The 11709-nt window shown below is 66.8% G+C and carries 11 protein-coding genes; 7 read left to right on the top strand and 4 right to left on the bottom strand.

Features of this window, described 5'->3' with window-relative positions:
• Positions 1-3: 3 nt before the first annotated feature.
• Positions 4-1353 (bottom strand): Na(+)-translocating NADH-quinone reductase subunit A, encoded by a 1350-nt coding sequence (locus ADJ79_RS08120; protein WP_050715535.1) that lies wholly within the window; start codon positions 1351-1353, stop codon positions 4-6.
• A gap of 241 nt (positions 1354-1594) precedes the next feature.
• Between ADJ79_RS08120 and ADJ79_RS08115 the strand changes: the two genes are divergently transcribed.
• The 5 genes from ADJ79_RS08115 (at position 1595) to ADJ79_RS08095 (ending at position 6674) form a co-directional block, all read left to right on the top strand.
• Positions 1595-2215, top strand: coding sequence for an SCO family protein (locus ADJ79_RS08115; RefSeq protein ID WP_050715534.1), 621 nt, complete (start codon positions 1595-1597; stop codon positions 2213-2215).
• 48 nt (positions 2216-2263) lie between these two features.
• The gene (locus tag ADJ79_RS08110) at positions 2264-2767 is read left to right on the top strand and encodes a copper chaperone PCu(A)C (RefSeq protein ID WP_050715533.1); all 504 of its coding nucleotides are present in this window, start codon (positions 2264-2266) and stop codon (positions 2765-2767) included.
• Positions 2768-3341: 574 nt separating this feature from the next.
• Positions 3342-4031, top strand: coding sequence for a MarC family protein (locus tag ADJ79_RS08105; RefSeq protein WP_050715532.1), 690 nt, complete (start codon positions 3342-3344; stop codon positions 4029-4031).
• 37 nt (positions 4032-4068) lie between these two features.
• On the top strand, positions 4069-5544 hold the full coding sequence (dacB, locus tag ADJ79_RS08100) for a D-alanyl-D-alanine carboxypeptidase/D-alanyl-D-alanine-endopeptidase (protein ID WP_050715531.1): 1476 nt from the start codon (positions 4069-4071) through the stop codon (positions 5542-5544).
• A 53-nt stretch (positions 5545-5597) separates the two neighbouring features.
• Positions 5598-6674: an acyltransferase gene (locus tag ADJ79_RS08095; protein ID WP_050715530.1), complete on the top strand. Its 1077-nt coding sequence runs from the start codon at positions 5598-5600 to the stop codon at positions 6672-6674.
• Positions 6675-6696: 22 nt separating this feature from the next.
• Here ADJ79_RS08095 and ADJ79_RS08090 read toward each other — a convergent pair whose 3' ends face one another.
• Entirely contained in the window at positions 6697-7062 is a 366-nt protein-coding gene (locus tag ADJ79_RS08090; protein ID WP_050715529.1) for a thioredoxin family protein, read from the bottom strand.
• Between the two features lie 88 nt (positions 7063-7150).
• Here ADJ79_RS08090 and tsaD point away from each other — a divergent pair, with 88 nt between their 5' ends.
• Together tsaD and ADJ79_RS08080 are read left to right on the top strand one after the other, a co-directional pair.
• Complete coding sequence (gene tsaD / locus ADJ79_RS08085) at positions 7151-8206, top strand: tRNA (adenosine(37)-N6)-threonylcarbamoyltransferase complex transferase subunit TsaD (protein WP_050715528.1); 1056 nt, start codon at positions 7151-7153, stop codon at positions 8204-8206.
• A complete protein-coding gene (locus ADJ79_RS08080) occupies positions 8200-8790 on the top strand; it encodes a class I SAM-dependent methyltransferase (protein ID WP_050715527.1) in 591 nt (196 codons plus the stop codon). Before tsaD ends, ADJ79_RS08080 begins: the two co-directional genes overlap by 7 nt.
• 151 nt (positions 8791-8941) lie before the next feature.
• On the opposite strand, the gene asd is transcribed toward ADJ79_RS08080, so the two are convergent.
• Together asd and ADJ79_RS08070 are read right to left on the bottom strand one after the other, a co-directional pair.
• Positions 8942-9919 (bottom strand): archaetidylserine decarboxylase, encoded by a 978-nt coding sequence (gene asd, locus ADJ79_RS08075; RefSeq protein ID WP_082203199.1) that lies wholly within the window; start codon positions 9917-9919, stop codon positions 8942-8944.
• A 228-nt stretch (positions 9920-10147) separates the two neighbouring features.
• Complete coding sequence (locus tag ADJ79_RS08070) at positions 10148-11569, bottom strand: malonyl-CoA decarboxylase (protein ID WP_050715526.1); 1422 nt, start codon at positions 11567-11569, stop codon at positions 10148-10150.
• Between the last annotated feature and the right edge of the window lie 140 nt (positions 11570-11709).

Raw genomic sequence — 11709 nt, 5'->3', positions numbered from 1 at the left:
TCTTCAGCCCTCCTTCTCGATGCGGGCCAGCACGTCCCGCAGGATGGGGCCGTATTCATATTTGCCTGCGCACACGTAGGTGCACAGGGCCAGGTCTTCTTCGTCCAGCTCCAGGCAGCCGAGCTTTTGCGCCATCTCGGTGTCTCCCACGATGAGATAGCGCAAAAGCTGCGTGGGCAGAATGTCCAGCGGCATCACCGCCTCATAGTTGCCGATGGGCACCATCGCGCGCGGGCTGCCTTGCGTGGACGTGGTCATGGGCAGCAGGCGCCGCCCCATGAAGCTCGACAGGAAAGCCCCCGTCACCGAATGCTTGTCCGCGCCCAGCCGCAGAAAGTGCAGCATCTCGCGCTCGCGCCCTTCGTGCAGGCAGCTCACCTGCACGTGATAGCGGCCCAGAAAGCCGTAAGGCCCCTGCGCCGTGCGCCCGCCCAGCACCGAGCCGGAAATCACGCGGTTTTCGCCTTCCGCCAGCTCGCCAGCCGTCAGCTCCTGCAAATTGGCTCCCAGCCGCGTGCGCAGCAGGCGCGGCTGTTTCACCACCGGCCCGCCCAGCGCCACCACGCGCTGCGTCCACAGCCGCCCCGTGGCAAACAGCTTGCCTGTGGCAATCACATCCTGATAGCCGATGTGCCACACGCTGCGCGCGGCATCCACCGGATGCAGAAAGTGAATGTGCGTGCCCGGCAGCCCCGCCGGATGCGGCCCCGCGAAAGTTTCAACGCGCACGCCCGGCACATCTTCGCCCGGCAAGGCCGCGCCTTCCGCTTTGCACAGCCACACGGGCGCCAGCCGCGAAAGCGCCAGCAGCCCGCGCCGGAAATCATCTGCATGCGCCTTGATGATGGGCGCCGGATCAGCCGCCAGCGGGTGCGTGTCCATCGCCGTCACGAAAATGGCCTGCGCCACCGCATCTGCCGCTGGCACCTTGCTGAAAGGCCGCGTGCGCAGCGCCGTCCACTGGCCAGACTGCAAAAGGTTCTCGCGCACCTGCGCTGCGTCCAGCTGCGCCAGCGCTGCGTCGTCATAGCGCGCGAAAGACAGCGCTTCTTTCTGCTCTGGCGCGCCGTCCACGTCAATCACCACCGACTGCAACACGCGCCGCTCGCCCCGGTTGATCGCGCTGACCACGCCCGCAGCAGGCGCCGTCACGTGCACGCCGGGCCGCGTTTTGTCGGAAAACAGCGGCTGGCCCGTCTTCACCCGATCGCCCACCTGAACGGCCATCGAAGGCTTGAGGCCGTGATAGTCCGCGCCGATGACAGCCACGCTGCGCACGGCCTGCGCATCGCTGACTTGCGGCTGGGGGCTTCCCTCAATGGGGAGGTCCAGGCCGCGCTTGATCTTGACCATCTCGCTTGCCTTACATCATGGGATAAAAGGGTCGCATTCTACGAGACGTAACCGAGTGTGATGCCCGCGTGAGCAGCCGCAAAACCGCTGGCGGCGCGCCATGACGGGCATTGCACAATCGCCCCTTCGCTCGTGGCGGAAGGCTGCCTGCCAGCATGCCTGCCACATCCACCCTGTGCAGCAAGAGCCTGTTTGCAATCTGGCCGCAAATGCAAACACGCTCCAAGAAGGAGGTTTTTGCGTGACTCCCATCTCCCGCCGCCTGGCACTGGCGCAACTGGCCCTGGCCGCCCTGCTGGCCGCTTGCAGCCCGCAGACCGACCAGCAGCCCGCTGCACTGCCGGAGCCTTTTCGGGGCGTGAACCTGACCGGCAGCCCCAAATACGGCAAAGACTTCCACCTGCCCGATGCCGATGGCAAGGAGCGCAGCCTGGCCGACTTCAAAGGCAAGGCCGTGCTGCTGTACTTTGGCTTCGTGCAGTGCCCCGACATCTGCCCCACGTCGCTGCTGCGCGCTGCCGAGGTCAAGAAGATGCTGGGCAAGGATGGCGAGCGCCTGCAAGTCATCTTCGTCACCGTCGATCCCGAGCGCGACACGCCCGAGGTGCTGCGCGCCTACATGAACGCATTCGACCCCAGCTTCATCGCCTTGCGCGGCAGCAGCGAGCAGCTGGCCAAGGTGGCCGAAGACTTCAAGGTCTACTACCGCAAGGTGCCCACCGGCAGCAGCTACACCATGGACCATACGGCCCACTCCTATGTATTCGATCCGCAGGGCCGCCTGCGGCTGGCGCTGCGCCACGAGCAAACGCCGCAGGACTACGCCCACGACATCAGCCTGCTGCTGAAAGCGCCGCACTGACGCGTCCAACCGTTTTTTTTTGACCCCCAAGAGAAAGGAACCTCAGCCATGAAACGCCTTGCCCTGACCCTGGCCAGCCTCACACTCTGCGCCAGCGCCTTCGCGCAGCAAGTCAGCATTCACTCGCCCTGGGTGCGCGGCACCGTGCCTGAACAAAAAGCCACCGGCCTGTTCATGAACATCGAAGCCGCGCAAGACGTGCGGCTGATCGGCGGCGCATCGCCCGTCGCAGGCGTGGTTGAAATCCACGAAATGAGCATGGACCAGGGCGTGATGAAGATGCGCCAGCTGGAAAACGGCCTGCCCATCGCCAAGGGCCAGCCCGTCGAACTCAAGCCCGGCGGCTATCACGTCATGCTGATGGAACTCAAGCAGCCCCTGAAAGGCGGCGACACCGTGCCCGTCACGCTCACGTTTGAAGACGCCGCCAGCAAAAAGCAATTCACCCAGCAAATCCAGGCCCCCGTGACCGAGCTGGGCCAGCAGCACGGCAGCGGCCACGATCATCACGACGGTCACGGCCACGAAGGCCACGCGGGCCACAAGCACTGAGCCGCACTCTCAAGTGTCCGTTCATGGACCCGTCCATGATCTGGCCATGAGACAGTGGACCGGAATGGGCTGCAAGGCACAGACAGTCCTTGTGGCCCGGCGAGGATTTGCAACGCCGCAAAGCGCCTGAAGGCGGCAATGCAAGCGGACGCGGCCTTTCACGGCAGCAGGCCATCCGCCAGCGCCGCCGCCAGGCTCCGCGCAGGAGTTTTTCGCTCCCCCGGCCTGTTCACGGCCTGCCCGCAAGGAGCCACGGCCAGACTGACGGAAGCCGCTGGCAGGCCGCTTGATTTTGCTCCTCTATCCATAGCATGATGTCCTAGTGCAATCTGCGCGAGGCGGCATTTTTGATGCCCTGTATTTGCTCCTGTTTTCGATTCATTCAGCTGAAGGGGCAGCGGATCGGGAAGCGGAATGGGCTGCAAAGCGAAAACCGCAGACGGGTTTGATGGCCCGCTTGCGGCCCGGCGAGGATGGGCTGCGCCGCAGACTGTCCGGTTTGCACTCACGAACAGACCGTAAGCAAGCTCCAAGGCCGGGGTGGGCGTGGCAATTCGATACATTCGCCGCTTCTATGGAAATCTTCTTGCTGCTGACCGCCCTTGCCAAAGCGCTGATATTCGTGCTGGCGGCCATTCTTCCCATCATCAATCCGCTGGCCATGGCGCCCACTTTTCTGTCGCTGACGGAAGGCGCGAGCAAGGGCACGCGCTCCATTTTGGCCAAGCGCATTGGCTTCAATTCTTTTTTGCTGCTCTCGGGCGCGATGCTGTTTGGCTCTTACGTGCTGGACTTTTTCGGCGTGTCGCTGGGTATCGTGCGGGTGGCGGGCGGCATGATCGTGGCCCGCACGGCCTGGCAGCTGCTCAACAGCCGCGTGCAAGAGAAAAGCCCGCGCAGCCAGCTGGCCGAGACCTATACCGCCGAGCAGGCGCGCAGCCAGGCTTTTTATCCCCTCACTTTTCCCATCTCCTGCGGCCCCGGCTCCATTGCGGCGGCCATCACCGTGGGCGCGGCGCTGTTCGATCCGAAGTGGAGCGTGCTGCTGGCGCGCATGGCTGGCGCCGTGGCGGCCAATTTCCTGACCGGGCTGACGGTGTATCTGGTTTATCGCAACGCGCGGCGGCTGCTGGAGCCGCTGGGCGAGGCGGGCATGGTGGTGTTTTTGCGCCTGTCGGCCTTCATCCTGCTGTGCGTGGGCGTGCAGATTGTTTGGGACGGCTTCAGCGAGCTGGCGCGCCAGCTGGCCGCCGAGCTGATCTGAGAACCTGTCCAGAGCGCTTTTTGCAGAAAACTTCCAAATGAACACAACTTTCCGCCGCCTCTTTGCAATGACCCTGGCGCTGGCCGCCGCGCTGTGCGGCAGCGTCCGCGCGCAAGCGCCGCTGCCGCCTGAAGTGGCCCACGCCTTGCGCCGCGCCCAGGTGCCCGAGAGCGCGCTGGCGCTGCTGATCGAGCCGGTTTCCGTGCCGCAGGCCATGCCCGCCAGCGGCGAGGCCGCCACGCCCACGCCCGCGCACAACCCGCAGCGCCTGGCCTGGCAGGCCGACGAGCCGATGAACCCCGCCTCCGTCATGAAGATGGTGACCACCTACGCGGGGCTGGACATGCTGGGCCCCGCCCACTTCTGGCGCACGCGCGTGTATGCGCAAGGCCCCATCAGCGGCGGCGTGCTCAAAGGCAACCTGCTCATACAGGGCAGCGGCGACCCCAAGCTGGTGCACGAGCGCCTGCAAGAGCTTTTGCAGGCCGTGATGGACAAGGGCATTCTGGAAATCCGTGGCGACATCATTCTGGACAACGGCATCTTCGCCGTGTCCGCGCGCGACCCCGGCGCGTTTGACGACGAGCCTCTGCGCCCCTACAACGCCGCGCCCGACGGGCTGCTCGTCAATTTCAAATCCATCATCTACAAATTCACTCCGGCCGCCGGCGGCAAGCGCGCGGCCATCACCACGGAGCCGCCCATCAGCGGCGTGCGCATACCCGCCAGCATTGCCACGGCCAAGGGCGCCTGCGGCGACTGGCGCAGCAAGATACGCGCCAATTTCACCCATCCCGCGCAGGTGAGCTTTGCGGGCCGCTATCCGGCGCGCTGCGGCGAGCAAACCTGGGCCGTGGCCTATATCGACCCCGCCAGCTACGCCAGCCGCGTGATTGACGCCATGTGGCGCGGCATTGGCGGCAAGCTCACCGGCCAGGTGAAAAACCTGCCCAACCAGCCCACGCAAGGCGAGCTGGTGGCCACCGGCTACTCGCTGCCGCTGGCCTCCATCATTGCCGACATCAACAAGTTCTCCAACAACGTGATGGCGCAGCAGCTCTTTCTCACCCTCTCGGCCAATGACGGGCACAGGGGCAGCTTTGAAGCCTCGCGCGGGGCGCTGCGCCGCTGGTGGGCGGGCAACCGGTGGCTGGGCGCGCTGCCTGCGCCCATTGCCGAAAACGGCGCGGGCCTCTCGCGCCTGGCGCGCGTGACGCCGCGCGCGCTCGTCGCCCTCTTGCAGCAAGCCGCGCGCAGCCCCAATGCCGCCGCGTTTGAAAATTCCCTGAGCGTGGCGGGCGTGGACGGCACCACGCGCGACATGACCGCGCCCGAAGTGCTGGGCCGCGCCCACCTGAAAACCGGCACCTTGCGCGACGTGACCGCCATCGCCGGCTATGTGCAGGGCCAAAGCGGCCGCCGCTACGCCGTGGCCGCCATCATCAACCACCCCAACGCGCCTGCCGCCCGCCCTGCCCTGCGCCAGCTCGTGGCCTGGGCCGCGCGCGACTGATTTCGCCCGCCCGTCAATCCGCAATTGCAGCCCCGCGCCTGAAGTCACATCCAATGAACCCAAAAAACGACTGGCTCCAGGCGCTGCGCGCGCTGGCGGCACTGGCCGTGCTGTTTTTCCACATGGCGCCGCACTGGGCCCTCTCGCCGCACCTGGCCCCTGCTCAAGCGTGGATGCACTGGGGCTTTTCAGGCGTGGATGTCTTTTTCGTTCTCAGCGGCTTCGTCGTCTATCAGACGGCCGACAAGACCAGCTACAGCGCCAGGCGCTTTTTGCTGCGGCGCGGGCTGCGCATCTACCTGGGCTACTGGCCCGTGCTGCTGCTGACGGCCACCCTGGCCTGGGCCGCCAGCGCCTGGCCGCCGCTGGGCAAAGCCGTGCGCAGCGCCCTGCTGCTCAGCCCCAGCCTGTTTGACAACTGGGTGCCCACGGCCTGGTCGCTCACCTATGAGCTGTATTTCTATTTGTGGATTGCGCTGGTCTTTCTTTTCGCGCCCCGCTGGCGCGCGTCCGCCATGCTGGCGGCTTTTACAGGGCTGCTGCTGTGGAACGCCGCCTGGTACTTCTGGCGCTACCCGACCGTGCAGGCGGGCCTGCAACCCGCGCGTTTTGCGCTGACGGGCCTGGGCCTTGAATTTCTCGCGGGCGCGCTGTGGGCGCACCTGCGCAAGCGCCACGCCTGCCTGCACGCGGCCGCCCACGCCAAATGGCTGGCGCTGGCGGGCGCGTGCTGCATCGTCTATGGCCTGGGCATGGGCAGCCAGTCGCCCATGTATGACCGCATTGAGTTCATGCGCGCGGCCACCTTCGGCGTGGCAGGTTTTGGCTTTTTGCTGGTGGCGCTGGCTTTTTCAGACTGGCAATGGCGCACCCCCCGCCCCCTGGTGGCGCTGGGCGACGCTTCTTACGCCCTGTACCTGCTGCATCCGCTGCTGCTGGACCAAAGCAGCCACCTGCGCGTGCGGCTGCCCGCTGGCAGCCTGCTGGCGCTGGACGCTTTTTTGCTGGCGCTGCCCGTGGTCATCAGCGCCATTTCCCTGCTGTGGTTCCGCTGGATTGAATGGCCTTTGTTCAACCGCGCCGCCGCCAGCGGCTGGGCGCGGCGGCTGACGGGCCATCCGGCGCGCTGAACCGGTTTTCAGTCTGCCCCACTCAAGCCTGGCCGGGCAGTTTCTCCTGCGCCGCGCGCAGCAACCGCTCGATCTGGCCGGCCTGCGGCAGCACCGGCCCGTAAAAGAGCGTGGCGCTGGCCGTGCCGATGAGCAGGGTGGGAAAGTCCTGCACGTCCGCATCGCCCAGCGCGTCGGCTTCGTCTTCAATGTCGATCCAGCGAAAGGCCAGATCGGGCCGCGCGCGGGCGGCGGCCTCGAAGGTGGCCTGCCACTGGCGGCAGGTGTCGCACCAGGCGGCGCACAGGCACAGCACGGCCAGCGGAGCGGGGCGTTCGGCAGGGCTGTCGGCAGAGTGCGCGGCCAGCGTTTGCGCCAGAAGGGTTTGCAGCGATGCGTGGGATGTCATGTGAAGCGCCCGCAAGGGGCCTGAAAGGCGGCCCGTTCACGGCCGGTTCAAAGAGAGAAAAGGGCGGATTTTCTACACTCGCCGCCCTATGACTGTGGTTCTGGGCATTGAATCTTCGTGCGACGAAACCGGCGTGGCGCTGGTGGAAATCGGGCCTGGCGGCGCGCCGCGCCTGCTGGGCGAGGCGCTGCACTCGCAAGTGGCCATGCACGCCGACTACGGCGGCGTGGTGCCCGAGCTGGCCAGCCGCGATCACATCCGCCGCGTCATTCCGCTGGCGCAGCAGGCGCTGGCGCAGGCGCAGCGCACGCTGGCGGACGTGGACTTCATCGCCTACACGCGCGGCCCCGGCCTGGCGGGCGCGCTGCTGGTGGGCGCGGGCGTGGCCTGCGCGCTGGCGGCCGCGCGCGGCCTGCCGGTGCTGGGCGTGCATCACCTGGAGGGGCATTTGCTCTCGCCTTTTTTGAGCGATGACGCGCCGCGCTTTCCCTTCGTGGCCCTGCTGGTCAGCGGCGGGCACACGCAGCTGATGCGCGTGGACGGCGTGGGCCGCTACGCCCTGCTGGGCGAGACGATTGACGACGCGGCGGGCGAAGCCTTCGACAAATCCGCCAAGCTGCTGGGCCTGGGCTACCCCGGCGGCCCGGCGCTGGCGCGGCTGGCCGAGGCGGGCCGCGCCGATGCCTATGCGCTGCCGCGCCCGCTGCTGCACAGCGGCAATCTGGACTTTTCATTTGCGGGGCTGAAAACCGCCGTGCTCACGCAAGTTCGCAAGCTGCCCGCCGGACCAGACGCGGCCACGCGCGCCGATCTGGCCGCCAGCACGCAAGCGGCCATTGTGGACGTGCTGGTGAAAAAGTCGCTGGCCGCGCTCAAGGCCACGGGGCTGGACCGCCTGGTGGTGGCTGGCGGCGTGAGCGCCAACCGCCTGCTGCGCCAGCAGATGGACGCCGCCTGCGCCGCCCGCCGCGCGCGCGTGCACTACCCCGAGCCGCGCTTGTGCACCGACAACGGCGCCATGATCGCCGCCGCCGCCGCCTTGCGCTGGCAGGCCGGGCTGGCGCGGCCCGAGCGGCGCTACGCCTTTGATGTGAAGCCCCGCTGGCCGCTGGAGCAAATCAGCCAGGGCGGCCCGGCATGCTGAACGCGCGCGAGTTCAGCCACCGCCTGCTGCAAGAAGTCATCACGCCCGCCAGCACCGTGATCGACGCCACGGCGGGCAACGGGCACGACACGCTGTTTCTGGCCCGGCTCGTGCCCGCAGGCCGCGTGTACGCCTTTGACATTCAGGCCGCCGCCATCGAGCAAACGCGCCAGCGCCTGGCCCGGCACGCGCTGGCCTGGCCCGCCGAACCTGCTGCGCCCGTCACGCTCATTCACGACTCGCACGCGCGCCTGGACCGGCACCTGCCTGCTGACGAGGCCGTTTGCGCCGCCATCTTCAACCTGGGCTACCTGCCCGGCAGCAACAAAAGCGTGATCACGCAAGGCGAGAGCACCTGGCGCGCCGTCGAAAGCATTCAGGCCCGGCTGCGCCCGGGCGGGCGCATCGCCATCGTGGCCTACCACGGCCACGACGGCGGCGCGGACGAAATGGCGCTGCTGCAACGCCGCCTGGCCGCGCTGGATGCGCGGCAGTGGCAGGTGCTTCAGTACCAGTTCATCAACCAGCCCAACTGCCCGCCCGTGTGCTTTGGCATCAGCAAAAAAGCGCCGGAGCGCGGCTGAGAGCATGGCCCGGCGGCCCTGCTTATTCAAAAGAAGGAGCAAATTCAAGGGGCATCAAATGCCGGGTAGCGCAATATCCACTAGGACATCATGCTATGGATAAAGGAGCTAAATAGCAGGCAGAGCAACCGCCTTCCCGCCTGCTCATGGCTCAAACAGCGCCTGCGCCTTGCTCATCCCCATCCGCCTGGCCGGCATTCCCGGGCGGGGCGTGAACAGCCCCCTGCTGGTCTGAAGCGGACGGCGCGCCGCCCTCCGGCGCATCAGCGGCATCGGACGCTGAAGGCGGGCCGAAACTGGCCAGCGCCTGCCCCATGCGCACGCCCTGGCCGGGCAGCAGGCCCTCGGCAAAGCGCAGCTGCGCCTCGCGCGGCCACAGCAGGATGACCGTGGAGCCAAGCAAAAAGCGCCCCATCTCCGCGCCCTGCGCCAGTGTCAGCGCGCGCTCGTCGCTGTAGCGCCACTGGCGCGGGTAATAGGTGCGCGGCGGGTTCACCGTGCCGTGCCACACGGTGGCCATGCTGCCGACGATGGCGGCGCCCACCATCACCAGCGCCAGCGGGCCGCAGGCGGTGTCGAACACGCTGATCACGCGCTCATTGCGTGCAAACAGGCCCGGCACGGCTTCAGCCGTGGCGAAATTCACCGAATACAGATCGCCCGGCACGTAAATCATCTGCCGCAGCCGCCCCTCGCAAGGCATGTGGATGCGGTGGTAATCGCGCGGGCTGAGGTAGATGGTGGCGAAGTGCCCGCCATTGAACAGGCCCGCCAGCGCCTCGTCGCCGCCCAGCAAAGCCGTGGCGCTGTAGTGATGCCCCTTGGCCTGAATGAGCTGCCCCAGCTGTATGGGGCCAAGCTGGCTGATGACGCCATCTGCCGGGCACACCCAATCGGCCTGCGCCAGCGGGCGCGCGCCTTCGCGCAAAGCGCGGGCGAAAAAGTCATTGAACGTGGCGTAGCTGGCAATGTCCGGATTGGCCGCCTCGCTCATGTCCACCTTGTAGCGGGCGATAAAGCGGCGAATGAGAAAAGGCGCATGCGGCCCCGGCCTGCGGGCCAGCCAGCCCGCCAGTTGAGTGAGCAGGCGCTTGGGCAGCAGGTGCTGGGCGGTAACGGCTAGGTTCATGGCTGTGGCTGTCGGAAAAAAGCGGATTGTCCTTGCAGACGCCTTGCAAAAGGAGAAGGCGGCGGGCCAGCCATGGCCCGCGCCGCTTCAAAACAGACCTTGGGCCATCAGCCCTTGAACCCGTTCACCGCCTGAGTGCGATGGGCGGCGGGCCGGAATGGGCTGCAAAACCTGTTCAAAGCCTGGCCGCAGAGGCGCGAAAAGCGCGAACAGGCTGCCGGCAGGCTTTCACTCGCGCAAGCTCTCCACCGCGCTGGAAACGGCCATTTTTCCCTGCGCCAGCAAGGCGCGGTGCTTGTCCAGGCGCCGCAAGTCGTAGTAGTAATTGACCATCAGCCCCCAGGACTGCTTCAGGCCCTTGGCCGACGGATCGCCCAGCCAGTTGATGCGCTCCACGCGCGCGCCGTTGCCCAGGTGAAAGCGCGCCACGGCGTCCAGCGGGCGCTTTTGCGCGTCCGTCTCGCGCCCCAGGTAGCGCGCAGCCGCCGCCAGCAGCCAGCGCGCCAGGGGCGACTTTTCATCCAGCGCCGCCACGCCCTCCAGCGCCTTGAGCAGCGCCTCGGCCGTCACTTCGCCCTTATCGCCTTTATCGCCCTTACCGGCCGCGCCCAGCTGCCGCGCCAGCGCCTGGCGCGAGCGCGAGCTGGCCGCTTGCAGCAGCTCGCCAGCATGAGCCTGCACCCAGCCGCGCAAGCCTGGGATGGGCGAGAGCGTGGCAAAGGTCTTGATCTGGCCGAATTCGGCGCGCAGCGCCTCCACCACGCGCTTGATGAGCGAATCGCCAAAGCTCACGCCTTTGAGGCCCTGCTGCGTGTTGCTGATGGAATAGAAGATGGCCGTATTGGCGCGGCTGAGATCGGCGTGCGCGGCGCTTTCATCCAGCAGCGGCGGGATGCTGGCGGCCATCTCTTGCAGCAGCGCCACCTCCACAAAAATGAGCGGCTCGCCCGGCAGGCGGGGGTGAAAAAAGCCGTAGCAGCGGCGGTCTTCGTCCAGGCGGTTTTTGGCGTCGGCCCAGCTGGTGATGTCGTGCACCGCCTCGTATTTGATGAGCTTTTCCACCAGCGCCGCAGGCGACTGCCAGCTGATGCGCTGCAAGTCCAGAAACGCCACGTCAAACCAGGTGGAAAACAGCGCCTGAAGCTCGGCATCGAGCGCCAGCAGACGCTTGTCGCTCTTGAGGGCGGGCAGCAGCTCGGCGCGCATGTCCACCAGAAAACGCATGCCGTCAGGAAAAGCCGCAAAGCGCTGCAACAGCCGCGTGCGCGGCGAAATGAAAGCGCGGCGCAAACGCACTTCGGCCTGGGCCTCGGCCGGCGTGCCCAGCGCGGCCTCATAGTCGCGCCGCGCCTCTTCCAGCATGCTCACGTCGGGGGCGAACTGCTCGCTCATCAGCAGCCAGCAATCGTGGCGCTGCTGCGCCGTGGCCCGCGCGTACCACTGCGCCACGCCAGCTGCCAGGCGCGCGCCTTCCACATCGCTAATCAGCGGATTGCCCACGGCCTGCAACTCGGCCAGCGTGCGGCGCAGCACGCGCGGCGACAGCGCCTCGCCCTGACGGCCCAAAAGCGAACCCAAGCGCTCGCGCATGGTGCGGGCCGTAGCGCTTTCGGCAGCGGGAGACAAAGCCGGACCAGCCGTCTTTTTCATAGCAAACCTCCTGGTTTTTTGAACACAAGAGCGCCCAAGGCGCGCTCAAGGAAAACAGCTCCCGGACAAGATATATCCGTTTTCTTTTTTAGGCACAGGCGGAGTTTCCCTAGGTGCCCTTTTGCAATCTCCTGCACGGC

It is taken from the genome of Ottowia sp. oral taxon 894 (assembly GCF_001262075.1).
Taxonomy (GTDB): domain Bacteria; phylum Pseudomonadota; class Gammaproteobacteria; order Burkholderiales; family Burkholderiaceae_C; genus Ottowia; species Ottowia massiliensis.
This window is presented reverse-complemented; position numbering and strand designations above follow the sequence as displayed.